This is a genomic window from Rhizobium leguminosarum (assembly GCF_019798305.1).
Lineage (GTDB): Bacteria > Pseudomonadota > Alphaproteobacteria > Rhizobiales > Rhizobiaceae > Rhizobium > Rhizobium leguminosarum_U.
Window position 1 is genome coordinate 109,734 of sequence record NZ_JAAXDD010000010.1, and the last position, 24,752, is coordinate 134,485.

Here is a 24,752-nt window from a genome sequence, read left to right on the forward strand (position 1 = left end):
CCGCCAGCTTCACCGGCACCGGCAATGCGCTCGCCAACACGATCACCGGCGGCGCCGGCAATGATGTGCTGAACGGCGGGACAGGTGCGGATACCTTGATCGGCGGGGCGGGCAACGACACCTACATCGTCGACAATGCCAGCGACATCGTCACCGAAGCCGCCGACGCCGGGACCGATACGGTTCGCGCGACATCGGCGAACTATACGCTTGCCGCCAATGTCGAGAACCTCACCTTTATCGGAACTGGGGCGTTTATCGGAATAGGGAATGCGCTGAACAACGTTGTCGTCGGCGGCAGTGGTTCTAATACGCTGATAGGTGGCGCCGGCAACGATACCCTCACTGGTGGAGCAGCAACCGACATCTTCGTTTATTCGGCGAACTGGGGCCATGATACGATCACAAACTTCGCGGCAACCGGCTCCGCACATGACGTGATCTCGATCGATGACAGCATTTTCGCCGACTGGGAATCGCTTTTTGCGGCAATCGAGCAGTTCGGGAACGATACAATTATCACAGCCGATTCCGACAACACCATAACGTTAACGAATGTTGCTGTTTCAAGCCTGCAATCGTGGGACTTCTTCTTTGCGTAATCTTTGCTCGGACCTCGCGGCACCTTGTTTGGCGGGAAGAGGCTAACCGGTAACCGCGTGTACCAATTCCGCTGAGACGGCAGCGCCGCGGCTGGCCTGCATAAGGTTTGCAAAGTGAGATCCGGAAGCGCACGTGCAGCCTCTCGAGTGCAGGAACGAAAACCGGGATCCTGTCGATTAGATGGAACCCGTGCCTTCTCGGACCGTTCTCCATGTTAACGGGAGAATATGCATGTCGAAAACCCTTCTCTACGGTGCGACGAAGATCGACGAGACCAACAGCGCTTATGCGGCGGTCGAAAGTCTCGCCCAGTTTCAGTGGAAGAACCGCGTCTTCGTTGTTTTCGCCGACAGGGATAATGCCCGCGCCGCCCGGCAGGAAAATCAGCTGCTCGCCAACCGCTCGGCCCTCGATGAGCGTGACCTGGTGGTGCTCAAGGTTTCCGGCGCCGGCGTTCGATCGCTCTTTGGTGCGGCTGACGGCCTCGACGGCGAAGCGATCCGCCGCGATCTTGAGGCGCCGGAGGTGGGCGAATTCGCCGCTTTCCTTCTCGGCAAGGACGGCACCGTGAAGCTCAAGGCCAGCGAGCCAATTACCGATGGAGAGCTCTTCGCTATCATCGATAGCATGCCGATGCGTGCTGCCGAATCGCTGAAGCCGGACAAATAGCCCGAACGTCGCGTAAACTGAAATCATGAAAGGGAGGCGGTCATGTCCGTGCCCAACGAACCCATTCCCGATCAGCCGCCGATGCCGGCGCCCGGCTGGAAGCCAGTGCCTCCGATCAAGGAGCCGGAGCCGGATCGGATGCCCGACGAGGCGCCGGTTCCCAATCCCGATGAGAACGACGAGCCGGCAAAACACACTTTCGAAACTTAAAGAAAGATGTGCCGTTCGGCGCTGACGAGTTCCTGGAGGAAATCGGCGACGCTCCTGACGCGCATGAGGTCGCGCGCCGTTTCGTGATAGGTTGTCCAGTAGGCGCGCCGGATCGAAACTTCCGGCAGAATGCGCTGGAGTTCCGGATACTGCCTGGCGATATAATCGTGCAGGATGCCGATGCCGGCGCCTGTTCGTACCGCCTCCGTCTGCCCGATCGCCGTCGAAATCTCAAAACCTGCGTCCCAGCTCCGCATGACTGCGCCGGAAAAATTCAGCGACGCGGTGAAGATTAGATCTTCGACATAGCCGATACGGCGATGCGCCTTGAGCGCGTCGATATCGGCGGGTGCTCCCTGTAAAGCCAGATAATCCCGCGAGGCATAAAGGCCGAGCGTGTAATCCGTCAGCTTCGAGGAAACGAGCCGGCCTTGGTCCGGTCGCTCCAGCGTGATGGCGATATCCGCCTCGCGCTGCGACAGCGAGAAAGAGCGCGGCACCGGCACGAGCTGGATCTTCAGCGCCGGATGGCGCTCGATCAACCTGCCCATGCGCGGCGCAAGAAAGGAAACACCGAAGCCGTCGGGCGCGCCGATGCGCACAGTCCCGGCAATTGCCGTATCTGTGTGGCCGAGGCTGGCCTGTGCTGCGAGCATTTCCGTTTCCATCCGCTCTGCGGATGCCAGGAACACTTCGCCTTCGGCCGTCAGCTCGCAGCCATTCGTGCGACGGATGAAAAGCCGTGTCTTCAGCGCCTCTTCCAGCGAAGTCAGTCGACGTGAGAGCGTGGCGTGATTGAGCCCCAGCCGCTTCGAGGCGGCAAGGATCTGTCCGGTGCGGGCGACGGCAAGGAAAATACGAACATCGTCCCAGTTCATGGCTTGGCACGCATTGCGATCGGATCGACCTCGACAAGGGTCAGCGATGTCACCATGTGCACTGTCTGGTTCTTGTACTTAAGGAAATGCGGTGTTCGCAGATGGGCCTCGTATGCTTCCTGGTCGGCGTAGACTTCAAGAATACGGATCTGGCTTGGGTTGTCCCTGACGGAAACAGCGTTCAGGGAAAGGACGCCATCTTCCAGCGCTAGGGATGCTTCGATTTCTTCCGTGAGCAATGCGCGATAGGTTTCAAGCGTGTCCGGGTCGATCTCCAGCTCTGCCATTCTGACGACGGGTTTCCGGCTCATCGGTTTGACCTCCCCTTGGGGTTTGACTTGTTGGCGTGCGGTGCCAAGTTTGGAAGCAGCCGCAGCGCCTGATGCAATGATAGGGCTATAATTTACGCACAACGGTTGCTTATATCAGCGCATTGATTTGTGCAAATTGAAGTGCGATTGTCGGCCATCGAAAAATAGGAGGAACACCCATGCGTGAGATCGGTCATTTCATCGGCGGCAAGCAGGTTGCCGGCACCAGCGGCCGCGTAAGCAACGTCTACAATCCGGCAACAGGCGAAGTACAGGCGACGGTCGCGCTCGCAAGCGTCGAGGAACTGCGCGCTGCCGTCGAAAACGCCAAGGCCGCGCAGCCGAAATGGGCTGCCACCAATCCGCAGCGCCGTGCCCGCGTCTTTTTCAAGTTCGTCGAACTCTTGAACAAGCACATGGACGAGCTTGCCGAAATCCTCTCCAAGGAGCACGGCAAGACGATCGAGGATGCCAAGGGCGACGTCATTCGCGGCCTCGAAGTCTGCGAATTCGTCTGCGGCATTCCCCATCTCGCCAAGGGCGAGTTCACCGAGGGCGCTGGGCCTGCGATCGACATGTATTCGATCCGCCAGCCGGTCGGCATCGGCGCCGGCATTACCCCCTTCAATTTCCCAGGCATGATCCCGATGTGGATGTTTGCGCCGGCGATCGCCTGTGGCAACGCCTTTATCCTGAAGCCCTCCGAGCGTGATCCTTCCCTGCCGATCCGCCTCGCCGAACTGATGATCGAGGCCGGCCTGCCCGCCGGCATCCTCAACGTCGTCAATGGCGACAAGGGCGCCGTCGACGCGATCCTCACCGATCCCGATATCGGCGCCGTCTCCTTCGTCGGTTCCACGCCGATCGCCCGCTACGTCTATGGCACCGCGGCGATGAACGGCAAGCGCGCCCAGTGCTTCGGCGGCGCCAAGAACCACATGATCATCATGCCCGATGCAGACCTGGATCAGGCCGTCAACGCGCTGATGGGCGCAGGCTACGGCTCGGCCGGCGAGCGCTGCATGGCGATCTCGGTTGCCGTTCCGGTTGGCGAGGAGACCGCCAACCGCCTTGTCGAGAAACTGACGCCGAAGATCGAATCCCTACGCATCGGCCCCTATACCGATGACAAGGCTGACATGGGCCCGCTCGTCACCAAGGAAGCCTACACCCGTGTTCGCGGCCTGATTGACCGCGGCATCGAGGAAGGCGCCAAGCTCGTCGTCGACGGCCGCGATTTCAAGCTCCAGGGTTATGAAGACGGTTATTTCGTCGGCGGTTGCCTGTTCGATCACGTCACGCCTGAGATGGATATCTACAAGACCGAGATCTTCGGACCTGTGCTCTCAGTCGTTCGCGCCAACAACTATGAGGAGGCGCTGTCGCTGCCGATGAAGCACGAATATGGCAACGGCGTCGCGATCTACACCCGTGACGGCGATGCCGCCCGCGATTTCGCCTCGCGCATTAATATCGGCATGATCGGCATCAACGTTCCGATCCCGGTTCCGCTCGCCTATCACTCGTTCGGCGGCTGGAAGGCATCGAGCTTCGGCGACCTCAACCAGCACGGCACGGATTCGATCAAGTTCTGGACGAAGACCAAGACCGTCACCGCCCGATGGCCCTCCGGCATCAAGAGCGGCGCGGAATTCGTCATGCCGACGATGAAGTGATCGTCACGACATTCCGATATGAAATCAGTAATTCGGGGGCCTTTTTGGCTCCCGAATTTTTCATCGTCATGCTGATTGCCGGCGATGTCGGTCGGCATCGAGCATATTCTGAGACAAGGGCACAGTCTGTTCGCCATCTCCCATTCACCAGTGCCGAGGTCAAACTGATGCGCAAGGCACGCCCGAGCGCAGGTGGGCGATCCTCTATGACGTCGAGATATTGGAGCGGGATTGACGTCGCGGCAAATGGCCTCATAAGCTGAATGCGAATTTCATAATTTGGAATTGTTCAAAACTAGCAAACCGCCTATATAGGTCTGAACAGACGAGTCAGGAGAATGGCATGCGGTTGACGAAGCAGACGAACTATGCGGTTCGCATGTTGATGTATTGTGCTGCCAATGACGGGCACTTGAGCCGGATTCCCGAAATCGCCAGGGCCTATGGCGTTTCCGAGCTCTTTCTTTTCAAGATCCTCCAGCCGCTGAACAAGGCGGGTCTGGTCGAAACGGTGCGCGGTCGCAATGGCGGCGTGCGCTTGGGCAAGCCGGCCGCCGACATTAGTCTTTTCGACGTCGTTCGGGTGACGGAAGACAGCTTCGCCATGGCCGAATGCTTCGAGGATGACGGTGAGGTCGAATGCCCGCTGGTCGACAGTTGTGGTTTGAATTCGGCGCTGCGCAAGGCGCTCAACGCCTTCTTCGCCGTGCTGTCGGAATATTCCATCGACGACCTCGTCAAGGCGCGTCCGCAGATCAATTTCCTTCTCGGCATTACCGGCGAGCCGGCATATCGCAAGCCCGCGATCGTTGCCCCCGCCGCCTGATTTAAAGAGCAGAATTTGCTTCTGAACCGCGGTTGCCTGGCAACTGCGGTTTTTTGTTATTGCGGACGTCTCATCGGCCTCCGAATGCTGGGAAAATGCCGGTTGCATGTCGCGATGGGCGCGCTTTTATACCAAATGCGACAAAACTTCGGTCATTTTTGTCCGAATATTTCCAAATGCGGCTGATTTTTGACTGAAAATTTCTAAAATTGTCCAGCTGGAAAATTTTTCTGCATAGCCCGTTGCTTTCAGTAGATAAATATCGTTCCATCAACCGTCGATCGAGATGCATTCTACGATCTCCAAACATCAAGAAGAACAACCGGGAAACAATATTATGAAAAAGATCTCCGTCCTCCTGGCAGCGACGGCCCTGATTTCCGTCATGGCGACGTCGGCCTGGTCCAAGACCCTTGTCTATTGCTCCGAGGGCTCGCCGGAAGGCTTCGACCCGAGCCTCTATACGGCAGGCACGACCTTCGACGCGTCGTCGCGCACGGTCTATAGCCGCCTCGTCGAATTCAAGCATGGCGGGACCGAGATCGAGCCCGGTCTGGCCGACAGCTGGAGCGTTTCTGCCGACGGCACGGAATACACCTTCAAGCTTCATCCCGGCGTCAAGTACCAGACCACCGACTTCTTCACGCCGACGCGCGATTTCAACGCCGACGACGTCGTGTTCTCCTTCGAGCGCCAGCTGAAGTCCGACAATCCCTGGAACAAGTATGTCGAGGGCGGTTCCTACGAATACGCCGCCGGCATGGGCTTCCCGGAGCTGATCAAGTCGATCGAAAAGGTCGACGACCTCACGGTCAAGTTCACGCTCAACCATCCCGAAGCGCCGTTCCTCGCCGACCTCGCCATGGACTTCGCCTCGATCGTCTCCAAGGAATATGCAGACAAGCTCGCCGCCGACGGCAAGATGGCGCAGCTCAACCAGCAGCCGCTCGGCACTGGCCCGTTCACCTTCGTCGCCTACCAGCCGGATGCCGTCATCCGCTACAAGGCGAACGAAACCTATTTCAAGGGCAAGGAAAAGATCGACGATCTGGTTTTCGCCATCACCTCTGACGCGGCTGTCCGTGCTCAGAAGCTGAAGGCCGGCGAATGCCATCTGATCCCCTATCCGAATGCAGCCGACGTCTCCGAGCTGAAGAAGGACAACAATCTGACCGTGCTGGAGCAGGCCGGTCTCAATGTCGGCTTCCTCGCCTACAACACCCAGATGGCGCCGTTCGACAAGCCGGAAGTTCGCCGTGCGCTCAACATGGCGATCAACAAGCAGGCGATCATCGACGCCGTCTTCCAGGGTGCTGCCGCCGTTGCCAAGAACCCGATCCCGCCGACGATGTGGTCCTATAACGACGCCGTCGTAGACGACAAGTACGATCCGGATGCTGCCAAGAAGGCTCTCGCCGATGCCGGCGTCAAGGATCTCAGCATGAAGATCTGGGCGATGCCGGTTTCGCGCCCCTATATGCTGAACGCGCGCCGCGCCGCCGAATTGATGCAGGCGGATTTCGCCAAGATCGGTGTCAAGGTCGAGATCGTCACACATGAGTGGGCCGAATATCTGAAGCTCTCCTCCGACGTGAAGCGCGACGGCGCCGTCATCCTCGGCTGGACCGGTGATAACGGTGACCCGGACAACTTCATGGATACGCTGCTCGGCTGCGATGCCGTCGGCGGCAACAACCGCGCGCAGTGGTGCAACAAGGAATATGACGACCTGATGACCAAGGCCAAGCTCACGGCCGATGTCGGCGAGCGCACCAAGGCTTATGAGCAGGCTCAGCTGATCTTCAAGAAGGAAGCCCCTTGGGCGGCCCTCGATCACTCGCTCGTCTTCGTTCCGATGAGCAAGAAGGTCTCGGGCTTCTTCATGGATCCGCTCGGCATTCACCGCTTCGACGGCGTCGACGTATCCGAATAACAAGAATAATGTAAGAATGCCCGGCAAAGCTGGGCGCAGCCGGCGGTCAGGTCTTCCTGACCGCCGGAAACTATTGGATACCTGCCATGTTGCGTTTTTTCATCAGCCGCTTCGCGGTGCTGATCCCGACATTTCTCGGCGTTTCCCTCATTGCCTTCTCGTTCATCCGCATGCTTCCCGGCGATCCCGTCATGCTCCTGTCGGGTGAACGTGTCATGGCGCCGGAGCGTCACGCCCAGATCATGCACGATCTCGGCTTCGACCGGCCCATGTATGTGCAGTATTTCGACTACCTCGTAAAAGTGCTGCACGGCGATCTCGGCACCTCGATCGTCACCAAGCGGCCGGTTCTCGGCGAATTTCTGACGCTGTTTCCGGCAACGTTGGAACTTTCGCTCTGTGCCATTATCATTGCCGTCTGTCTTGGCGTGCCCGCCGGCGTCTTTGCGGCGGTCAAGCGAGGCACGTGGTTCGATCAGAGCGTGATGGGTGTTGCCCTCATCGGTTATTCCATGCCGATCTTCTGGTGGGGTCTGCTGCTCATCATCTTCTTCTCCGGCTATCTCGGCTGGACGCCGGTTTCCGGTCGCATCTCTCTGATGTATTTCTTCAAGCCGGTTACCGGTTTCATGCTGATCGACAGCCTGCTGTCAGGCCAAAAGGGGGCTTTCGCCTCCGCCATCAGCTATCTCATCCTGCCGACCATCGTGCTGGCGACTATCCCGCTTGCTGTCATTGCGCGCCAGACACGCTCGGCAATGCTCGAGGTTCTTGGCGAAGATTATGTCCGCACGGCGCGTTCCAAGGGCTTGAAGCCGCTACGCGTCGTCGGAGTGCACGCGTTGCGCAATGCGATGATCCCCGTCGTCACCACGATCGGCCTGCAGATCGGCGTCCTTCTTGCCGGCGCCATCCTCACCGAGACGATTTTCTCCTGGCCGGGTATCGGCAAATGGATGGTCGATTCGGTCTTCAAGCGCGATTACGCCGTGGTCCAGGGCGGTCTTCTGCTGATCGCCGGCGTCATCATGCTGGTCAATCTGATTGTTGATGTTCTCTATGGCTTCATCAATCCGCGCATTCGTCACTAGGAGCGGTTCATGAGCACCGTCACCGTCAAAGCCGGCCAGCCATCCGCTCTTGCGGAGTTCTGGCATTATTTCTCCCGCAACAAGGGAGCCGTCATCGGCCTCGTGGTTTTCACCATCATCCTTGTCGTTGCGGTCTTCGCGCCGCTCTTTGCGCCGCATGAACCGAACGAGCAGAACCGTGCGGTACTGCTCGCCGTGCCGTTCTGGATGGATGGCGGCAGCGCCTCCTTCCCGCTCGGAACGGATGCCGTCGGCCGCGATATCCTCTCACGCCTGATCTATGGCGCACGCTTCTCGCTCTTCATCGGCGTCGTCGTCGTCACGCTTTCGGTCATTTCAGGCGTGCTGATCGGCCTCGTCGCCGGATATTTCCGCGGCAAGATCGATACGGCGATCATGCGCCTGATGGATATCATCCTGGCCTTCCCGTCGCTGTTGCTCGCTCTCGTGCTGGTGGCCGTGCTCGGGCCAGGGCTTACCAATGCGATGATCGCGATTTCGCTGGTCAACCAGCCGCATTTCGTGCGGCTGACGCGCGCCTCGGTCATTTCAGAGCGCGAGAAGGAATATGTGATCGCCTCGCGTGTGGCCGGTGCCGGCACCTTTCGTTTGATGTTCAAGACGATCCTGCCGAACTGTCTGGGGCCGCTGATCGTTCAGGCGACGCTCGCCTTTTCGGCGGCGATTCTCGATGCCGCCGCCCTCGGCTTTCTCGGCATGGGCGCCCAGCCGCCGACACCCGAATGGGGGACGATGCTGGCCGAATCCCGTGAGTTCATTTCGCGCGCCTGGTGGGTGGTGACGTTTCCGGGTCTTGCCATCCTCATCACCGTTCTCGCCATCAACCTGATGGGCGACGGCCTGCGCGACGCGCTCGATCCCAAGCTGAAGAGGTCGTGATGCCACTCCTCGAGATTGAAAATCTGACTGTCGAATTCCAGACCTCTTCCGGTCTCTTCCGCGCCGTCGACGGCGTATCGCTTGCCTGCGACAAAGGCGAGATCCTGTCGGTCGTCGGCGAATCCGGCTCGGGTAAATCCGTTGCCATGCTTGCCCTGATGGGGCTTTTGCCCTGGACGGCGAAGATCACCGCCGACCGCATGCAGTTCGACGGCAAGGACCTGCGCGGCATCTCCGCCCGCCAGCGCCGCAGGATTATCGGCAAGGACATGGCGATGATCTTCCAGGAGCCGATGTCGAGCCTCAATCCATGCTTCACGGTTGGTTTCCAGCTCGGCGAGACCCTGCGCGTCCATATGGGCCTCAATCGCAAGGAGCGCCGCCAACGTTCGATCGAGCTCCTGAACCTCGTCGGCATTCCGGCGCCGGAAGAGCGCCTGTCGAACTTCCCGCATCAGATGTCGGGCGGCATGAGCCAGCGCGTGATGATCGCCATCGCGCTCGCCTGCAATCCGAAGCTCCTGATCGCCGATGAGCCGACGACTGCGCTCGACGTGACGATCCAGGCACAGATTCTCGACCTGCTCGTCCGCCTGCAGAAGGAGCAGGGCATGGCGCTGGTGCTGATCACCCACGACATGGGTGTCGTTGCCGAAACCGCCGAGCGCGTGCAGGTGCAATATGCCGGCCAGAAGGTCGAGGAACAGCCGGTGAGGGCGCTGTTCCGCGATCCGCATCACCCCTATACCGCAGCTCTGCTCGCAGCGCTGCCTGAGCGCGCCAAGGTCGGCCAGCGTCTTCCCTCCATCGCCGGTGTCGTTCCCGGCCAGCATGGTCGCCCGACGGGCTGTCTGTTTGCTCCGCGTTGTGGCTTTGCCACGGTCGAATGCGATCGCGGCGTCGTCCGCCAGGGGCCGGAGCTCGGACTGGCGCTCTGCAACTATCCCTTGAAGGACGGCAAGCCGCTCGGACATCCCGGCATCATGGCCGTTGAAACTGCAGGAGACCTCGTATGACGGGCGCTGTTCTCGAGGGCAGGGATCTCGCCCGCTTCTACACCGTCAACCGCGGCCTGTTCAAAGCCGATGCCACCGTCAAGGCGCTGAACGGCGTCAGCTTCAGCCTGCATTCCGGCAAGACGCTCGCCGTCGTCGGCGAATCCGGCTGCGGCAAGTCGACGCTCGCTCGCCTGGTCACCATGATCGAGAATCCGACATCGGGAGAATTGCTGATCGACGGCAAGCCCGCCCATGTCGGCGACCGCAGCCTGCGCAGCCAGGTGCAGATCGTCTTCCAGAACCCCTACGGCTCGCTCAACCCGCGCCAGAAGGTCGGCTCGATCCTCGAAGAGCCGCTGAAGATCAACACCAGTCTCGACGCCGCCGCCCGCCGCCGCAAGGTGGAGGAGATGATGGCCCGCGTCGGCCTGCGGCCGGAGCACTATGGCCGCTATCCCCATATGTTCTCGGGCGGCCAACGCCAGCGCATCGCCATTGCCCGCGCCCTGATGTTGCGGCCGAAGGTGCTGGTGCTCGACGAACCGGTCTCGGCGCTCGACCTTTCGATCCAGGCGCAGGTGCTGAACCTCTTGATGGACCTGCAGAAGGAGATGGGACTTGCCTATCTCTTCATCTCGCACGGCCTGTCCGTCGTCCATCATATCGCCGACGAGGTGATGGTGATGTATCTCGGCCGTCCCGTGGAAACCGGTCCCGCCGCCGAGGTCTTCGCCCGGCCGCGCCATCCCTACACGGCAGCCTTGCTGTCGGCGACGCCGATTGCCGATCCCGACCGCGCGAAGACCCGCATTCGCCTGCAGGGTGAACTGCCTTCGCCGCTGAAGCCGCCGACGGGCTGCCACTTCAATCCGCGCTGCTGGAAGGCGCAGGACTATTGTCGCCAGGTTTCTCCCGAATTAAGTGGGGAAGGCGCACAACAATATGCCTGTCACTTCCCGCTCGATTGAGCGGGAAGATAAGCCCGAGGAGCAAACATGCCGGATAAGCAGATGAACAGGCCCTATGCGATCATCGTCATGGGGGTCAGCGGCTGTGGCAAATCCTCCGTCGGCGAGAAACTCGCCGAAGCCCTGCACTTGGCCTTCGTCGAAGGCGATGCGCTTCATCCGGCCGCCAATGTCGAGAAGATGTCGAAGGGCATTCCGCTGACCGATGACGACCGGATGCCGTGGCTCGACCGCATCGGCGAAGATATCAAGGCCTCGCTGGAGAAGAGCAAGGGCATCATCGTTTCCTGCTCGGCGCTGAAGCTAGTCTATCGCGACAGGCTCAGGGCTGCTGCCGGCGGCAATCTGTTCTTCGTCTATCTCGAAGGTTCCAGGGCGCTGCTGGTGAAAAGGATGGGCGAGCGCAAGGGGCACTTCATGCCGGTCTCGCTGCTCGACAGCCAGCTGGCGACGCTTGAGGTGCCCACAGGCGAGCCGGGCGTCGTCACCGTCGATATCGACGACACGGTGGACGGCATTGCGGCAACGGCCCTCGACGGTCTTGCAACACTAGGCGTTACGGGTTGAAACGCTGCGGCGAATAGGCCGCGATATCGATGAACGGCGTCTCGCCGGTGATGAGTTCGGCAAGCACGCGGCCGGTCACCGGCCCGAGCGTAAGGCCATGATGGGCATGACCGAAGGCAAACCACAGGCCCTGATGGCGCGGCGCCTTGCCGATGATCGGCATCATGTCCGGCGTGCAGGGGCGCGCACCCATCCAGGGTTCGGGATCGAGCCTGCCTCCGAGCGGGAAGATCGTGCGCGCCACGGCTTCGGCGCGGTCAAGCTGGACCGGCGTCTTCGGCGCGTCGAGCGTTGCAAACTCCGCCCCGGTCGTCAGGCGGATGCCGCGGTTCATCGGCGCAAGAAGATAGCCGCGTTCGGCATCGAGCGTCCAGTTGTTGAGCACGGCATTGCCCTCGGCGGCATAATGCATGTGATAGCCGCGCTTGACGCCGAGCGGGAAGGAGTAGCCGAGCCGGCGCGTTGCAACGGCCGCCCAGGGGCCGAGCGCCATCACAGCATCGTCGGCTTCGAGTGGACCTTCCGCGGTCATGATCTTCCAGCCGGAGCCGAACGGACCAAGCGAGGCGGCGTCGCCCGTGACGAACCGGCCACCGAGCCTCTCGAAATAGCGGCGATAGGCCGATGTCAGCGCATGCGGGTCGAGCACCGACCAGGGGTCGCGCCAGCGGATGCCGCCGGCGAAATCGCCGGTCATCATATGAGGCTCCATGCGGGCGATATCGACGGAGGTCAGGCTGTCATATTCCACGCCGAATTCATTCTGCCAAAGTGCTGCCTCTGCGAAAGCCGCGTCGCGCTTGGCTTCAGTGCGGAAAATCTTTATCCAGCCGTCCTTGCGGATCAGCCCTTCGGCCTGCGACGCCTCGATCAGGTCCTTGTGCTCCACAATCGAATTTTCGATCAGCGGCGCATAGGCCCGGGTGATGATCGCGTGGCGGCGCGCATTGGAATTCCACCAGTAGCGGGCGAGAAAGGCGATCTGGCTCGGCAGCGTGCGCAGGTGATAATGCGCGTCGATGCGGTTATTCAGCGCATAACGCAGCAAAAGCCCGAGCTGCTGGGGAAAGCCGTAAGGTGCCACGCCTTCGCGCTGGATCAGGCCGGCATTGCCGAACGAGGTTTCGTTGCCTGGATCCTTGCGGTCGATCAGCGTCACCTGCCGGCCGCGCCGCTGAAGATGGATGGCCGTGGAAACCCCGACGATGCCGGCGCCGAGCACGATTGCGTTTTTCGTCATTTCCGCTTGCATTCCGCTTTGTCTAATGCGGTGAAAATGCCCGCGCCGATACCGCGACGCAAACGGAAAATCGCATTCATTTCAAAATCATTGCGCTTTTCAGTGCGGCATTTTCAGCCTTCACGCGGACATGGAGGATAAGCGCGTTGAGAAGAGAAAAGACGATCGCGTAGAGTGGCAGGCCGAAGGCGAGGGGAAGGACGGCGATCTCGCCGACGACGATCGCATAGTTCGGATGGCGGAGGAAGCGATAGGGCCCGGAGCTGACGAGCGGCGCACCGGGCAGGACGATAATACGCGTCGTCCAGCGGCCCTTCAGCGTCGCCAGCACCCAGAGCCGCAGCGCCTGCAGCCCCATGAACACCAGAAACCAAAGGAGCGCGACTGGCCGGCCCGGTGCAAGCAGCCAAAGCCCGATGATCCAGCCGGCATGCAGCGCCACCATGGTGGGATAATGCTCGGGTGCCACCTCTCTGGCGCCTCTGGCAAGAAGCGCCGCCGTGTTGCGCCGCGCGAGCACGAGTTCCGCCAGCCGCTGCAGCGTCACGAATGCCAGAAGCGCGATCGACTGCCACATCATGCCGCCCTCCTGAGCGTCACGCAGCTGGCCGAAAAGCCCGGCCCCATGGCGATCATCGCCGAGCGCGCCGGCAACCCGGCGCGGATTGCCCGCTCCAGCACGAATAGGATGGTCGGCGAGGACATGTTGCCATATTCGGCAAGCACGGCGCGCTCGTGATCGAGCGTGCCCGGCACCAGCGAAAGCGCGCTCTCCATCGCCGCCAGCACCTTCGTGCCGCCGGGATGGCAGATGAAGCGGTCGACATCCTCCGGTTTCAGCCCGTTTCGCGCCAGGATGGCCGTTACCGCCGGGCCAAGCTCCTTTTCGGCAAAGGGTGGCAGCGATTGCGCCAGTACGATGCCGAAGCCGCCGTCGTCGATCTTCCAGCCCATGATATCGAGCGTGTCGGGAAAGAGATGTTCGCCGGTCGATTCCACTTCCGCCAGCCCGTCTTCGCCTGATCGCAGCACGCAGGCGGCAGCGCCATCGCCGAAAAGCGCTGTCGCGATGATGTTTGGCCGCGTCAGCTCGTCCAGCCGGAAGGCGAGCGTGCAAAGCTCGATCGAGACGAAAAGCACAACAGTGCCCGGCCGGCTTCGCGCCAGCCGCGAGGCGATCGCAAGGCCTGACACGCCAGCCGCACAGCCGAGCCCGAAGACCGGCACGCGTTCGATATCGGGTCTGAAACCCATCCGGCCAGCTAGCTGTGCATCGAGGCTCGGCGTCGTAAAGCCGGTGGAGGAGACGGTCACGACACAGTCGACATCGCCGGCCTGAAGCCCCGCCTGACGAAGGGCGGAGCTGGCAGCCTCGACGAAAAGCCCGCCCGCCACCTCTGCAAAGGCCTGCATCCGGTCCTGCCAGCCATGCGGCTCGTCGAACCAGGCAAGCGGCCGCGCCGCATGACGCTTTTCGATACCGGCGCTGTCGAAGACGCGGGCAAGATGCCGGAAATCCTCGAAGCGGTCGGCAAACAGCCGGGCCGAGGCTTCGACCGCCTGTTTCTGGAAAATGACATGTTCGGGTGTGGCGACGGCGAGGCTGACGAGTTTCACGGTATCGGTCACGGAGTTCTCCTTGTCGTTCCCGGCGCAACGACTGAGAACACGCCTACGCCGAAATTATTCGGATCAGCGCGCTTCACGAAACCGTGACGAAAGAAATGCGAGGAGCAGCCGAATAAAGCCCGAAGCAGCGGTGTTCTCTCCTCGCAACGTCATTTCCAGAGGAGTTTCCCCATGACGATCACGACAGCCCGCATCGCTTCCATCGTTCTCGGCGGCTGCCTTGTTGCTTCTGTTTTCTCCGGCCCGGTCTTTGCGGTTGGCGATAACAGTAGCACAACGCCCACCTGCAAGAAGGGCGAGATCTACGACCAGAAGACCAAGAAATGCGTCAAGCAGCAAAGCGCCAACGTCTCGGACGAGAACCGCGCCGATTATGCCTATTCGCTGGCCAAGGCCGGTCGTTATGAAGAGGCGCTTGCCGTGCTCGACACCGTCAAGGACCAGAACACCGCGGAAGTGCTCAATTATCGCGGCTATGCCACCCGCAGGCTCGGCCGCACCGACGAGGGCATCTCCTATTATCTGAAGTCGGTGAAGATGGACCCGCATTACGCCAAGGTTCGCGAATATCTCGGTGAAGCCTACGTCATCAAAGGCCAGCTCGATCTCGCCAAGGATCAGTTGAACACGATCAAGGCGATCTGCGGCACCGGTTGCGAGGAATATCAGGACTTGAACGCCGCGATCCTCGACCCTTCGAAGATCTGATCGGCCGGCCACGGGCGAGAATACCGAACCACGAATGGGATGTGAGAATGTCGGTCGCGCGCAGCATATTTCCTGCCTATAGTCGCGCGAGAATGGAATCGCCGGTTCATCCGGCGGTTTCAAGAGATGCAGGATTGGCGGAGGTGGCCATCGCGAGCGAAGCGGATATCAGAAGCGGCCTGACGGAAAATCTGGCAAGGCTCTGGCGTTATGGTCTCGTTCTCTCGCATCAGCGCGATGTCGCCGACGACCTGGTCCAGGCGACCTGCCTTCGCGCGCTCGAGCGCGCCGACCAGTTCATCTCCGGCACCCGGCTCGACCGTTGGCTGTTTTCGATCCTGCACTCGATCTGGCTGAACGAGATTCGCTCCCGCCGGGTGCGGCAGGGTCAGGGTTTCGTCGATGCCGGGGAGACGCTGACCTTCGACGGCGCGCACGACACCGAAACGCAGGTGATGGCCCATCAGGTGCTGAAACAGGTGAATGCGCTGCCTGAGGCGCAGAGGACGGTGGTTTTCCTCGCCTATGTGGAAGGACTTTCCTATCGCGAGGTTGCAGGCATACTGGATATCCCGATCGGAACCGTGATGAGCCGGCTGGCTGCTGCCCGCGCCAAGCTCTCCGGCACCGGACTGGAAGGGGGACGGCAATGAACACGAAACACACCATTCCCTCCGACGAGGACCTGACCGCCTTCATCGACGGCGAACTGACGGCCGAAGAGGCCGCGCGCATTCAAACCATGGTGGAGGAAGACGAGAGCACCGCCGAACGGCTGGAATTCCTGGCGCGCGCCAGCCTGCCGTTCAAGCTGGCCTTCGCCCCACTGCTGTCGGAAGCCCCGCGCGAGAAGCTGGAGACGATGCTTGCCGCCATTCCGGCGCAGCCGAGCGCAAGACCCGCCTCCACGCCCGCAGTTGCCAGCCGACGCCGCTTCCTCGGCGCGCTCGCCGCCTCGCTGGTCGCCGGCATCGCCATCGACCGCGCCGTCATCGGCATCGGCAGGAGCTTCTCGGCAAAGGACGAAAACAGCGAATGGCGCGCCGTGGTCGCCGATTATATCTCGCTCTATACCCCGGAGACCCTGGCTGGCCCCGTGCCTGGTAGAGAGGACCAGGCCGCCCAGCTCGCCAGTTTTGACGAAAAGCTCGGCCTGTCACTCTCCCCCGAAGCCGTCTCGCTCCCGGGGATCGATTTCAAACGCGCCCTGCTGCTGCAATATGACGGTAAGGCGCTTGCCCAGGTCGCCTATCTCGACCCCGAGACCGGCCCGATGGCGCTCTGCATCGTCCGCTCCGATGCCGGTCCCAAAGCGCCGGATCTCGAAAGCCGCAAGGGCATGAATATCGTCTACTGGTCGAACGGCACGCACGCCTTCATGCTGATTGGCCATGCGGCGGCGGACAGGATGACGGCAATTGCGGAAGGGGTGTGGGGGAAAGTGGCGGTCTGACCTGCTATTGACCCGGCCTGAAATCGGACTTGATAAATCCTGCTATCGATTTCGTTTCACGAACTGACCGAGGCGGTTCACAAGCTTCGATGCCCAGAACATGAGGGTCGAGACCCTTAAGCCGTGGTCAGCAAGGGCACGCAGCACTTCCTTGTTCTGACGCGATATGTTCTGAATGTTTTTGTTTGTGGCGCCCCCCAAGCGCATCCTCACCAACACGCGGGGGATATAAAGGGTCCTGATGCGCGCGACTTCCAGAAATCGCATCATAAGCTCGACGTCGGCTGCCAGCCGATAACGCAGATCGAACGTCCCGAACCGTTCATAGATGCGACGCCGAACATAGAATGTAGGATGCGGCGGACACCAGCCGCGTCCAAAAGTACCGGATTCAAACGCACAGGATTTCCAATAACGGACCTTGCGATCGGGATGCTGGTTGGAAACATAGATGAGATCGCCATAGCAGCCGTCATAGGCTTCATCGTCCAACGCGGCCGCCACTGTTTCGAGGGAGTCGCTGCTCTCGAAAGTGTCGTCCGCATTCAAGAAGCCGATGATGTCGCCGCTCGCAAGGCCAATCCCCTTGTTCATGGCCTCATAGATACCTCCGTCCCGTCCCGAAAGTACGCGGCGGTTGTCCGCCGGCGCCAAAGCGATGATGGCGAGCGTGGAATCGCTTGAGCCACCGTCAATGATGATGTGCTCGAAATCGCGGTAGGTTTGCGTGTCGATGGACCGCAACGTATCGGCAATGGTCTGCTCGGCGTTCCAGCAAACAGTGATGAGGCTTATCCGGGGAGTACGTGGATCGGCAGTGTCTGCAGCCATTTTGACGGGTGTCTTGCTTACATTCTAAGGGGCGAAATCTGGCCAACCCGTAGCAGACGGAAAGGCGGCGTCGCAATCCAGTACTGCAGATTATCCTTGATCAATGCAGGAGGTCCCTTGTTTTCGAAGAAAAAGCTGCGCAAAAGGCATCTTGCTAGCCGGGGGCTCGAGCACTCGGCTCCATCCTGCGCCCCTCGACATTTCGAAGCAACTTCCTCCGGTTCTTGATACGCCATACCTCATTGCATCCAGGCCTTGCGGCGTGAGCTTGAACTGCACCCGTGCTCGCATATCCTATGCAGTTGGAGCGTTCCGTTGAATTCTCCTACGTGCGATCGCCTGACCTTGCGGGAGAGCGGGCTGGAATTTCTAGATCGGCCTCAGCACGAAGAGAAGGCTGTCGCCCTTGCCTGCGGCATCCAGAATTCGATTGCCCAATCCCATCACCATTCCGGCCCCACGTGCGCCACGCGATAGGGCTACGTTCTTCAGCCGAGTGAAGAACGGTGGCCTGACTTGGATTGCATCAGCATTGTGCGTCCAGGTGGATGATGACTTGCCCTCCTGCTTCCGCTCGCGTGCGGTGCGTAATTGCAGGACGGACCAGAGATTAGGCGTAACTGTTCTGACGTTTTCGACCTTGTAACCAAACTTGCCGGCGAGTTTAGTAAAAGAGGTGCGGTTGAAATGATTTTGGTGATAGGGAATGTGCCAATTGATCCAGCGGTCTTTCCAGATCTTGTGATGAAACGAGCCCGTATTGGGGAACGCCATGATCACGCGACCCTGGGGGGTGAGACGTTCTCTTACCGCCTGCAGCATGGCCGAGGGATCCGGCACATGTTCGAGCACCTGATTCAATACAATCAGGTCGAACCTCATGTCGGGAAAAGGCAGATCGCAAATGTTGCCGATATGGACCTGCAGACCGAAATGATCAGCGATTCTCCGCACATTCGGATCCGCCCGATCCCCCGGCTTTCAATACCCTTGTTACGCATTTAAAGGAGTGAAATGCATGAGCCGCAACCGACATCCAGTACACCAGGCAGCGCCAGATAGTGGCCTTGGTGCTCGGTGCCGGCCATCCAACGATTGAAAGCGGCGAAAGGCTTGTTTACCAGCGCAGCTTCTCGCTCGATGGCGGAGAAATCGACTTCCCGGCGTGGATAATACGTACTGTAAAGCCCCGGCAGGTCTTCTTCCGTGAGCGGCGGTGTCGTCGTCATATGACCGCAAGACACGCACCTCTTGATCGAATATACACCGGGGCAGCTGTATCAATCGTCGGATATGCGCTCGATAAATGTCTCCATATTCGAACCTCAGGCGATACACTGCATCTGATGATCGCTCTTCATCGCGTCGTTATTGTCCTTTTTCGTTTCTTCGCTCGCAGAGCATGGGCCGTCCGGATAATCATGAAGGCCGCCATGCGCAATGGCGCTGTCAGCCGTTGCAAAGGCGTGCCGATCAAAGAATAGAACGCGGCCCGCTGAAATACATTGTGGGGCGAGCGCCGGCCAAAATGCTTCTTCCACGAAGACGTATTCGACACGTGAGCGCCGTAGACGGGCGGTGAATAAACTATGGCTTCGCTGGAAACAAGGAGTGGTACGCCCGTTCGTGCGAAGCGCATGGATATTTCGTAATCGGCCATATAATGCGGCAGGAGACGGGGACGCATGGTTCCATGCCGTTTGAACAGTTCCGCGGGAAACAACGTTCCGCGACCGCTGAGCGCGTCCGCCTTATAGAGCGGCTTAGGATTCCGGCGCTCCTCTTCACTCAACTCGGCAAGAATATCCCATACCGCAATACGATTTATGTTCAAGCGCGGTCCCACGCCCGTCAAAGGCGGGTCGCTCTCCTCCTCATGCACGACGCTGCCGACAATGGCATTCCCATTTTCGCGTGAACACCGTATCAGTGTTTCAACATAAGTCGGGCCGAACCACGTATCGTTATTGACGAAAAGGATGTAGTCGTCGGTGCCGCATTCAGGCAGAACCCGCCTCAGGCCGACATCCATAGCTCCGCCCCACCACAAATTGCCATCGGCTCTTATGCTTGTCACATCTGGCTGCGCCGCGAGGAATTCAGCGGTGCCGTCGGTGGAACCGTCATCGATGATAACAATTCGAATATTGTCGACAACGGTTTGGGCCCTCAGGGACGCAATCACTTTGCGAGTGTGCTCAAGTCGGTTGAAGACCGGAATCAGGACGTTTACGCGCATCAAATATTGTCGTCTTTCCTTACGAACCAACAGAAATCAGGGCGTTTCATAAAAGACACATCGGCGACAGCGAACCGCGCGTATGTTCCATCAACCAATATTGACGCAGGATGAAGGCGCTTCATTCTTCGAACCAAGTCTGGAAAGGCCGCCTCTCAAATTCGTCCAGCGCCCCACCGGGTGTGGAATTGAAGATGCGGATATCATTCGCTCGCGCGATATTTGCGAGGGCTCGATATTGTCGCCATAGCCGAGCCGCCTGCTGAAAGTCGTCGTGACGGTTCCTTGCCGGGGTGCCGTCCGCGTTTACGGTGAGATCTTTCCCCTTTTGCACCTTGAGTTCGAATGCGTATTGGTAGGGTGATGACAGGAAACGATCGTGGTCGACGCCGAGGAGGATGATCTCTTTGAAACCAAGATACATTGCTATCATCAAGGCCATCACCGGCACCGAATCGACACCAGGCACCGGTTTAGAGATGTCGACGATTTCCACTGATGGCCTTTCGTCGAAGCTTTCGCGCAGCACGAGATAGCGAACTGTCCGCCCTGAAAACAGATTATGTTTTTGAACCAGCTCCGCTTCCGTGGAACTGAGGAACAGTTCCGCGGCGCCCAGGTGCGCATGCATCTCGTCGAACCAGCGGACCACGTCCTCCGATGTCATCAATCCGTAGGTAATTTGCGGAACACAATGATAACGAGACTGGAACTTGTCGAAATCGGAGTGCAGATAACCGTTGGAAACGGTTATAACGCTTTCGCCTTGAAGTCGCGACAGATCCAAGCCCTTGACGCTCGGGCCATTGCCTAAAATAAAACAGCGCTGCCCCGCGTGCAGACCAGCAAGCTGTCGATTTTCTGCCAGCGATCTCGCGACATCAGCAGATAACTTGTGACGATTTTTTAGCCTGCGCTTCAGCTCATGCACACCATAGGGGAGCAGCATGGAACCAAAGGTCAAAATCTTTCTCAAAGCTGCAGCCACTTTACCACCTCAAAAACCTCCGCGTATTGCACACCGATGCGCTGGCCGGCGTTCTCCGCTTCATTGCGAAAGAAGCTCACCCATTTCCGCCCTGTGCGCTCCATCTCGGATTCATGGGCAAGGATTGCCTTTTCCTTCTGGTCCCAATGGGAGGTGATGTCGACGTAGAAATTCCCCCTGAAATCGACCGTCGAATGATACCAGTTGCTGCGGTACATCAGCAGGCGCGGCACATGGCGGCAGCTGTGCAGCGACGCCCGCGACAAGGCAAGATGGTCATGGTGGATGTCTCCGACCCAGTGGGTGTAGACCATATCGATCTTCAGATCCTGCACGAGCTTGAGGATCTCGATATTCAGCGGGTCGACGAATTCGATCTGGAGCGTTTTGAACTCGCCGCAAAACATTTTCTGGACGCCGAGGATTTCCATCGCAGCATCCGCTTCCGCCCTGGCGACCTGGCTGCTGCGGACGGACTGGTCATATTGGTTGGAAAAGCCGGATACGGTCGCGACATAGACGTAAACCGTGTCTCCGTTTGCCGCATGGCGCGCCAATGCACCGCCACAGCCTAGTTCCACGTCGTCAAAATGGGCACCGATCGCGAGAATATTCATTTGCAACTCCAGAGCAGGTCACGCGTGCCTGCAATACCACAATTCAATAGTGTGTCGAGAATGCTGAGATAGGGAATGAACTCGCCGAATGGCTGTGGATAAACCGGGTGGACGAAATGCTGCCATTCGATTTCGATTCCGGCTGCCTCAAACACCTCCGGCCGCATATAGTCGCGCGCGCCGAGACCCGAGAGATAACGTGTTGCTCCCACTTTGCGCAGCAGTTCGACAAGCAATTCGTTCCTATGACCCTCGGGGCTTAGAGTGCTTGATCGTACCATCGGCATGGTGACTTCAAGCATATCCAGGATTCCTTCGAGGAAATGCATGTTGAAATCGGCCAGCAGCTCGAACCGCCTGCCATAGAGCACCTCTATACGGGGAAAGACCTCACTCCAACCGTTAGATCTGCGATAGTTTTCCCGAAGCAGGGAAAGGTTCTGGTCTATCCATCCTGTGCCGGGTGCCAGTTCCACCGCATTGATCGGTGTACCGAAGCTTGGCTTTCTAATTCCGACGGTGAGCCAGCGGTCGCCTTGTGCCGTCTTTATCTTGTCACGGTGCGTCCAGCTTTTGCTCGTGCCATGGACGAACTGAACATGATCCAGAACGATGTAGAGGTCGGCGTTCAGAAAACGCTGAAAAAAGCCGAGATAGGATGCAAAGTCCGGCTGATGGATCACCGCTGTCAGAGTCATGCAGCCAATCTTTCCAGCAGATCGGCAACGCGGCCGACCCCGCCAAGGTCGACCTTGGCCATGGCAGTCTCGCTCATGGTCCTGATGGGGATCGGCTTTTCCAGGATGCCGAGATCGAATGCCGAGTGATGCCCGGCAAAGAACGCTGCTCCAAGCTCCTCGAGCGCACGCCCGACCGGGATTTCAAAAGGTTCGTTGGCGATCACCACGCACGGCAAGCCAGCCGCACAGGCTTCGAATGGGGTGACACCGCCGCCGGTAATCGCCAGATCGTGTCCATGCATCTCTGCCGCAAGCGACGGCACCTGGTTGAGCAGTTTGAACCGACCCGGTGCAGCGATCGCGACGACCCCTTCAAGCTCCGCCATGTGCTGGAAGCTCGGGCCTGTGACGATGGTGACGGGAAAAGACTTGCTGGTCAGCCATTTGGCGACGCGGACCGTCACGCCGTAGGTATCGGCGCCTCCGAGCGTGACGAGTATCGATGCAAGGCTTTGCCGAATCCTGCGATACGCCGCGATTTCAGGATTGAGTATCATGTACTCCACTCCCAGCCGAACATCCTTGCCCTTGAGACCCTCAGTCTTTTCGAACAGGAGAGCGCAGATATTCATGTCGGCAAGTTCCGCGCCATCACCACGATCATCAAAGGTAACGAGCTTGGCGCCCAAACGCTTAATCGCCTCGCTGTGGGATCGCTGCGTGTTCAGGCGGTCATTAATCCAGACTGAAGATGATGCATCGGGTTCAATAAAGCCATTCTCCCATCCCGTCACGGAGGCGAGATCATAAAGCGCCACGTCAAAGCGGCGCTCCCGGATGATCCTCAACGAATTCGGATGATCGTTCGCTAAAAATAGGACCGGATGACCGCGCGAACGCAGTTCGGTGGCGAGCGTCAGTGACCGAAACAGATGCCCCATGCCGCGTGCATGCGAACTTTCTATGCAGAAGACGAACATAGTCTGATCGCTTCTTCTGTCCCGAGCCAGTTCCCACCCCCGCTCACTACAAGAGCACAAGCACGTCTCCAGTCTTCTTCAGTATCTACCGTCAGGCGTAGTTCGGGGGATATTTTGGCCGGCGGCACCTCAAGCTGGCCGATCTTGAACAGTTCCGGCCGATCGGTGAAGTATTCATTCACGTGCTCGCGATGGTGCGGCAGCTTTCCCTCGCGATGACTGCGCGCCAAGGCTTCGAACGTAAATATCTCGGCGCCAACGCCGATCGGCAACTGGCCGAACGCATGCGTGTAGTCGAATCCCTGCCTATGGTGCAGATCGATTAGCCTCTCGAGCTCCTCGATGTCAGTGAAAGGATTATCTGCGGTCAATCGAACAATGTCGGACATTCCGAGCGATTCTGCGCATTGATAATAACGATCGAGAACATCGGTTTCATCGCCACGAAAGCAGCTTACGCCGTGCTCAAGGCACCAGGCTTCGATAATATCGTTCTCGCTGGCCGATGAGGTCGCAACGACAATCCTGGCAGGCCGCTTCAACATCTGAAGCCTACCCAGGACATGTCCGAGAAGCGGCTTGCCGGAAATGTCGCGAAGCACCTTTCCCGGCAATCGGGTCGATCCCATCCGCGCCTGGATAATGATTCCAAGCGTCACGCCAGATCGCTCCACTGGAGAACGGCGTCCGCATCGAGATCTTTCGCGAGCCGTCGCCCCGCAAGAGTGTCGAGATGCTTCGGTTCAATCCCTGTCCCAGGTCGCTTCACCGAGATATCGCCGACAGAGATGACATGGCCGGCTTTGAGCGGTCGATTGACGACAATGCTCTTGCGGTTGTTCAATCTGGTCGTCGCTTCACTGGCGGCCGGTTCCTTGCGACCACTGCCTTTCATCACCTCGAACGCACGTATCGCGTCCACAAGCCATTTCATTTCTGCTGGATCGGCCGAGAGCATGTGGTCGGGACCGTCGGCGGTTTTGTCGTAGGTGAAATGCCGCTCTATAACCCGTGCACCCATCGCGGCGGCACAAAGGCTTGCGACCGGGGTCAGCGTATGGTCGGAATAGCCAACGTCGAGATCCGGAAACGCCTCCATCATCGTTTGTATTGCACGCAGGTTCACATTTTCCGGATGCGTCGGATAGCTTGTGATGGCGTGCAGCAGAATGAGCTTGTCGTTGCCGGCTTCCTTGATTGCGGCGACGGATTCCCGAACCTCTTCAAGCGTCGACATCCCCGTCGACAGGATTATCGGCTTGCCCGTTTTTGCCAGATAGCGAAGAAAGGGAATGTTGACTGCATCGTCCGAACCTACCTTGTGGGCGCCAACTCCACACTGCTCGAGCAGGTCGACATCCGTTTCATGCGAGGGAGACGAAAACCAGTCCAGCGCTTGCTCCTCGGCATAGCGGAAAACCGCTTCGTGAAGCTCGTGACCGATTTCATATTTACGGAAAAGCTCGAATTGCGAGGTAACGCCGGTGTTTTCCATATCGAACATGGCGTTGCGGCTCGACAGGGTCTCTGCGCGATAAGTCTGGAGCTTGACAGCATCCACGCCGGACGCCTTGGCCTCGTCGATCAGCCGTCTTGCCTGATCAAAAGTCGTAAAATTCCCGCCGATTTCGGCGATAATATAACACCGGTCAGGTCGGTAGTTCCGGAACATCTGCTACTCCCGCAATTCACTATACAGCCGGCGTTCCAATGGCGGTAACACAGCTCAGTCCAGCTCTGTGCGATGTCATCCCGCA

General features: G+C 59.2%; 28 protein-coding genes and 1 pseudogene. 14 read left to right on the forward strand and 15 right to left on the reverse strand.

The window, feature by feature from the left end; all coding sequences use genetic code 11:
• The 3 genes and pseudogenes from HFO99_RS19030 to HFO99_RS19040 all read left to right on the forward strand — a co-directional run.
• Nucleotides 1–602, forward strand: a pseudogene (locus tag HFO99_RS19030) (rhizobiocin); the annotation flags it as partial.
• Between the two features lie 232 nt (nt 603–834).
• Complete coding sequence (locus HFO99_RS19035) at nt 835–1,272, forward strand: DUF4174 domain-containing protein (protein ID WP_222362860.1); 438 nt, start codon at nt 835–837, stop codon at nt 1,270–1,272.
• Nucleotides 1,273–1,314: 42 nt separating this feature from the next.
• On the forward strand, nt 1,315–1,482 hold the full coding sequence (locus HFO99_RS19040) for a hypothetical protein (protein ID WP_196767176.1): 168 nt from the start codon (nt 1,315–1,317) through the stop codon (nt 1,480–1,482).
• On the opposite strand, the gene HFO99_RS19045 is transcribed toward HFO99_RS19040, so the two are convergent.
• Entirely contained in the window at nt 1,479–2,360 is an 882-nt protein-coding gene (locus HFO99_RS19045) for a LysR family transcriptional regulator (protein ID WP_222362863.1), read from the reverse strand. The genes HFO99_RS19040 and HFO99_RS19045 overlap by 4 nt on opposite strands.
• A complete protein-coding gene (locus HFO99_RS19050) occupies nt 2,357–2,671 on the reverse strand; it encodes a putative quinol monooxygenase (protein ID WP_222362864.1) in 315 nt (104 codons plus the stop codon). Before HFO99_RS19050 ends, HFO99_RS19045 begins: the two co-directional genes overlap by 4 nt.
• Nucleotides 2,672–2,850: 179 nt before the next feature.
• Here HFO99_RS19050 and HFO99_RS19055 point away from each other — a divergent pair, with 179 nt between their 5' ends.
• From HFO99_RS19055 to HFO99_RS19090, 8 genes are all read left to right on the forward strand, one after another.
• A complete protein-coding gene (locus HFO99_RS19055) occupies nt 2,851–4,347 on the forward strand; it encodes a CoA-acylating methylmalonate-semialdehyde dehydrogenase (RefSeq protein ID WP_018070268.1) in 1,497 nt (498 codons plus the stop codon).
• Between the two features lie 343 nt (nt 4,348–4,690).
• Entirely contained in the window at nt 4,691–5,173 is a 483-nt protein-coding gene (gene rirA / locus HFO99_RS19060; protein WP_003545647.1) for an iron-responsive transcriptional regulator RirA, read from the forward strand.
• A 337-nt stretch (nt 5,174–5,510) separates the two neighbouring features.
• Nucleotides 5,511–7,106, forward strand: a complete 1,596-nt coding sequence (locus HFO99_RS19065; protein ID WP_222362866.1) for an ABC transporter substrate-binding protein — start codon at nt 5,511–5,513, stop codon at nt 7,104–7,106.
• Between the two features lie 86 nt (nt 7,107–7,192).
• On the forward strand, nt 7,193–8,197 hold the full coding sequence (locus HFO99_RS19070) for an ABC transporter permease subunit (protein WP_222362868.1): 1,005 nt from the start codon (nt 7,193–7,195) through the stop codon (nt 8,195–8,197).
• A 9-nt stretch (nt 8,198–8,206) separates the two neighbouring features.
• Nucleotides 8,207–9,097 (forward strand): ABC transporter permease subunit, encoded by an 891-nt coding sequence (locus HFO99_RS19075; protein WP_222362870.1) that lies wholly within the window; start codon nt 8,207–8,209, stop codon nt 9,095–9,097.
• Complete coding sequence (locus HFO99_RS19080; protein WP_222362872.1) at nt 9,097–10,113, forward strand: ABC transporter ATP-binding protein; 1,017 nt, start codon at nt 9,097–9,099, stop codon at nt 10,111–10,113. Before HFO99_RS19075 ends, HFO99_RS19080 begins: the two co-directional genes overlap by 1 nt.
• Nucleotides 10,110–11,063 carry a peptide ABC transporter ATP-binding protein gene (locus tag HFO99_RS19085; protein WP_222333469.1) on the forward strand — a complete coding sequence of 318 codons (954 nt, stop codon included), beginning with the start codon at nt 10,110–10,112 and terminating at the stop codon, nt 11,061–11,063. The genes HFO99_RS19080 and HFO99_RS19085 overlap by 4 nt, the downstream gene beginning before the upstream one ends.
• Nucleotides 11,064–11,090: 27 nt before the next feature.
• Nucleotides 11,091–11,630, forward strand: coding sequence for a gluconokinase (locus tag HFO99_RS19090; protein WP_222333467.1), 540 nt, complete (start codon nt 11,091–11,093; stop codon nt 11,628–11,630).
• Here the strand turns inward: HFO99_RS19090 and HFO99_RS19095 are convergent.
• The 3 genes from HFO99_RS19095 to HFO99_RS19105 all read right to left on the reverse strand — a co-directional run bounded on the left by HFO99_RS19095 (nt 11,620) and on the right by HFO99_RS19105 (nt 14,499).
• Entirely contained in the window at nt 11,620–12,870 is a 1,251-nt protein-coding gene (locus HFO99_RS19095) for an NAD(P)/FAD-dependent oxidoreductase (RefSeq protein ID WP_222333465.1), read from the reverse strand. The genes HFO99_RS19090 and HFO99_RS19095 overlap by 11 nt on opposite strands.
• 76 nt (nt 12,871–12,946) lie before the next feature.
• Nucleotides 12,947–13,450: an isoprenylcysteine carboxyl methyltransferase family protein gene (locus tag HFO99_RS19100; protein ID WP_222362874.1), complete on the reverse strand. Its 504-nt coding sequence runs from the start codon at nt 13,448–13,450 to the stop codon at nt 12,947–12,949.
• Entirely contained in the window at nt 13,447–14,499 is a 1,053-nt protein-coding gene (locus HFO99_RS19105; RefSeq protein WP_222333462.1) for a type III polyketide synthase, read from the reverse strand. Before HFO99_RS19105 ends, HFO99_RS19100 begins: the two co-directional genes overlap by 4 nt.
• 171 nt (nt 14,500–14,670) lie before the next feature.
• On the opposite strand from HFO99_RS19105, the gene HFO99_RS19110 reads away from it, so the two are divergent.
• Genes HFO99_RS19110 through HFO99_RS19120 form a run of 3 tightly spaced genes read left to right on the forward strand, consistent with a single transcriptional unit; the run spans nt 14,671 to nt 16,660 of the window.
• Nucleotides 14,671–15,207 carry a tetratricopeptide repeat protein gene (locus HFO99_RS19110; protein ID WP_222362876.1) on the forward strand — a complete coding sequence of 179 codons (537 nt, stop codon included), beginning with the start codon at nt 14,671–14,673 and terminating at the stop codon, nt 15,205–15,207.
• A gap of 47 nt (nt 15,208–15,254) precedes the next feature.
• Entirely contained in the window at nt 15,255–15,860 is a 606-nt protein-coding gene (locus HFO99_RS19115) for an RNA polymerase sigma factor (protein WP_222362878.1), read from the forward strand.
• Nucleotides 15,857–16,660, forward strand: a complete 804-nt coding sequence (locus HFO99_RS19120; RefSeq protein WP_222362880.1) for an anti-sigma factor family protein — start codon at nt 15,857–15,859, stop codon at nt 16,658–16,660. Before HFO99_RS19115 ends, HFO99_RS19120 begins: the two co-directional genes overlap by 4 nt.
• A gap of 42 nt (nt 16,661–16,702) precedes the next feature.
• Here HFO99_RS19120 and HFO99_RS19125 read toward each other — a convergent pair whose 3' ends face one another.
• The 10 genes from HFO99_RS19125 to HFO99_RS19165 all read right to left on the reverse strand — a co-directional run bounded on the left by HFO99_RS19125 (nt 16,703) and on the right by HFO99_RS19165 (nt 24,667).
• Nucleotides 16,703–17,491 carry a glycosyltransferase family 2 protein gene (locus tag HFO99_RS19125; RefSeq protein WP_222333457.1) on the reverse strand — a complete coding sequence of 263 codons (789 nt, stop codon included), beginning with the start codon at nt 17,489–17,491 and terminating at the stop codon, nt 16,703–16,705.
• A 369-nt stretch (nt 17,492–17,860) separates the two neighbouring features.
• A complete protein-coding gene (locus HFO99_RS33450; protein ID WP_315860486.1) occupies nt 17,861–18,445 on the reverse strand; it encodes a class I SAM-dependent methyltransferase in 585 nt (194 codons plus the stop codon).
• 47 nt (nt 18,446–18,492) lie between these two features.
• On the reverse strand, nt 18,493–18,720 hold the full coding sequence (locus HFO99_RS33455; protein ID WP_261323222.1) for a hypothetical protein: 228 nt from the start codon (nt 18,718–18,720) through the stop codon (nt 18,493–18,495).
• A gap of 128 nt (nt 18,721–18,848) precedes the next feature.
• Nucleotides 18,849–19,730: a glycosyltransferase family 2 protein gene (locus tag HFO99_RS19135; RefSeq protein WP_222362888.1), complete on the reverse strand. Its 882-nt coding sequence runs from the start codon at nt 19,728–19,730 to the stop codon at nt 18,849–18,851.
• A 121-nt stretch (nt 19,731–19,851) separates the two neighbouring features.
• Nucleotides 19,852–20,718, reverse strand: coding sequence for a hypothetical protein (locus HFO99_RS19140; RefSeq protein WP_222333455.1), 867 nt, complete (start codon nt 20,716–20,718; stop codon nt 19,852–19,854).
• Nucleotides 20,703–21,335 (reverse strand): PIG-L deacetylase family protein, encoded by a 633-nt coding sequence (locus tag HFO99_RS19145; protein ID WP_222333454.1) that lies wholly within the window; start codon nt 21,333–21,335, stop codon nt 20,703–20,705. Before HFO99_RS19145 ends, HFO99_RS19140 begins: the two co-directional genes overlap by 16 nt.
• Entirely contained in the window at nt 21,332–22,033 is a 702-nt protein-coding gene (locus HFO99_RS19150; RefSeq protein WP_222333453.1) for a WbqC family protein, read from the reverse strand. Before HFO99_RS19150 ends, HFO99_RS19145 begins: the two co-directional genes overlap by 4 nt.
• Nucleotides 22,030–22,995 (reverse strand): PseG/SpsG family protein, encoded by a 966-nt coding sequence (locus HFO99_RS19155; RefSeq protein WP_222333452.1) that lies wholly within the window; start codon nt 22,993–22,995, stop codon nt 22,030–22,032. Before HFO99_RS19155 ends, HFO99_RS19150 begins: the two co-directional genes overlap by 4 nt.
• A complete protein-coding gene (locus HFO99_RS19160; protein ID WP_222333451.1) occupies nt 22,977–23,654 on the reverse strand; it encodes a cytidylyltransferase domain-containing protein in 678 nt (225 codons plus the stop codon). The genes HFO99_RS19155 and HFO99_RS19160 overlap by 19 nt, the downstream gene beginning before the upstream one ends.
• Nucleotides 23,651–24,667 (reverse strand): N-acetylneuraminate synthase family protein, encoded by a 1,017-nt coding sequence (locus HFO99_RS19165; RefSeq protein WP_222362890.1) that lies wholly within the window; start codon nt 24,665–24,667, stop codon nt 23,651–23,653. Before HFO99_RS19165 ends, HFO99_RS19160 begins: the two co-directional genes overlap by 4 nt.
• Nucleotides 24,668–24,752 lie beyond the last annotated feature (85 nt).

Excerpts from the sequence above, each read along its gene's own strand:
- HFO99_RS19035 (WP_222362860.1), top strand. The coding sequence starts at position 835 with ATGTCGAAAACCCTTCTCTACGGTGCGACGAAGATCGACGAGACCAAC.
- HFO99_RS19040 (WP_196767176.1), top strand. The coding sequence starts at position 1,315 with ATGTCCGTGCCCAACGAACCCATTCCCGATCAGCCGCCGATGCCGGCG.
- HFO99_RS19045 (WP_222362863.1), bottom strand. The coding sequence starts at position 2,360 with ATGAACTGGGACGATGTTCGTATTTTCCTTGCCGTCGCCCGCACCGGA.
- HFO99_RS19050 (WP_222362864.1), bottom strand. The coding sequence starts at position 2,671 with ATGAGCCGGAAACCCGTCGTCAGAATGGCAGAGCTGGAGATCGACCCG.
- HFO99_RS19055 (WP_018070268.1), top strand. The coding sequence starts at position 2,851 with ATGCGTGAGATCGGTCATTTCATCGGCGGCAAGCAGGTTGCCGGCACC.
- rirA (WP_003545647.1), top strand. The coding sequence starts at position 4,691 with ATGCGGTTGACGAAGCAGACGAACTATGCGGTTCGCATGTTGATGTAT.
- HFO99_RS19065 (WP_222362866.1), top strand. The coding sequence starts at position 5,511 with ATGAAAAAGATCTCCGTCCTCCTGGCAGCGACGGCCCTGATTTCCGTC.
- HFO99_RS19070 (WP_222362868.1), top strand. The coding sequence starts at position 7,193 with ATGTTGCGTTTTTTCATCAGCCGCTTCGCGGTGCTGATCCCGACATTT.
- HFO99_RS19075 (WP_222362870.1), top strand. The coding sequence starts at position 8,207 with ATGAGCACCGTCACCGTCAAAGCCGGCCAGCCATCCGCTCTTGCGGAG.
- HFO99_RS19080 (WP_222362872.1), top strand. The coding sequence starts at position 9,097 with ATGCCACTCCTCGAGATTGAAAATCTGACTGTCGAATTCCAGACCTCT.
- HFO99_RS19085 (WP_222333469.1), top strand. The coding sequence starts at position 10,110 with ATGACGGGCGCTGTTCTCGAGGGCAGGGATCTCGCCCGCTTCTACACC.
- HFO99_RS19090 (WP_222333467.1), top strand. The coding sequence starts at position 11,091 with ATGCCGGATAAGCAGATGAACAGGCCCTATGCGATCATCGTCATGGGG.
- HFO99_RS19095 (WP_222333465.1), bottom strand. The coding sequence starts at position 12,870 with ATGACGAAAAACGCAATCGTGCTCGGCGCCGGCATCGTCGGGGTTTCC.
- HFO99_RS19100 (WP_222362874.1), bottom strand. The coding sequence starts at position 13,450 with ATGATGTGGCAGTCGATCGCGCTTCTGGCATTCGTGACGCTGCAGCGG.
- HFO99_RS19110 (WP_222362876.1), top strand. The coding sequence starts at position 14,671 with ATGACGATCACGACAGCCCGCATCGCTTCCATCGTTCTCGGCGGCTGC.
- HFO99_RS19115 (WP_222362878.1), top strand. The coding sequence starts at position 15,255 with ATGTCGGTCGCGCGCAGCATATTTCCTGCCTATAGTCGCGCGAGAATG.
- HFO99_RS19120 (WP_222362880.1), top strand. The coding sequence starts at position 15,857 with ATGAACACGAAACACACCATTCCCTCCGACGAGGACCTGACCGCCTTC.
- HFO99_RS19125 (WP_222333457.1), bottom strand. The coding sequence starts at position 17,491 with ATGGCTGCAGACACTGCCGATCCACGTACTCCCCGGATAAGCCTCATC.
- HFO99_RS33455 (WP_261323222.1), bottom strand. The coding sequence starts at position 18,720 with ATGACGACGACACCGCCGCTCACGGAAGAAGACCTGCCGGGGCTTTAC.
- HFO99_RS19135 (WP_222362888.1), bottom strand. The coding sequence starts at position 19,730 with ATGCGCGTAAACGTCCTGATTCCGGTCTTCAACCGACTTGAGCACACT.
- HFO99_RS19145 (WP_222333454.1), bottom strand. The coding sequence starts at position 21,335 with ATGAATATTCTCGCGATCGGTGCCCATTTTGACGACGTGGAACTAGGC.
- HFO99_RS19150 (WP_222333453.1), bottom strand. The coding sequence starts at position 22,033 with ATGACTCTGACAGCGGTGATCCATCAGCCGGACTTTGCATCCTATCTC.
- HFO99_RS19155 (WP_222333452.1), bottom strand. The coding sequence starts at position 22,995 with ATGTTCGTCTTCTGCATAGAAAGTTCGCATGCACGCGGCATGGGGCAT.
- HFO99_RS19165 (WP_222362890.1), bottom strand. The coding sequence starts at position 24,667 with ATGTTCCGGAACTACCGACCTGACCGGTGTTATATTATCGCCGAAATC.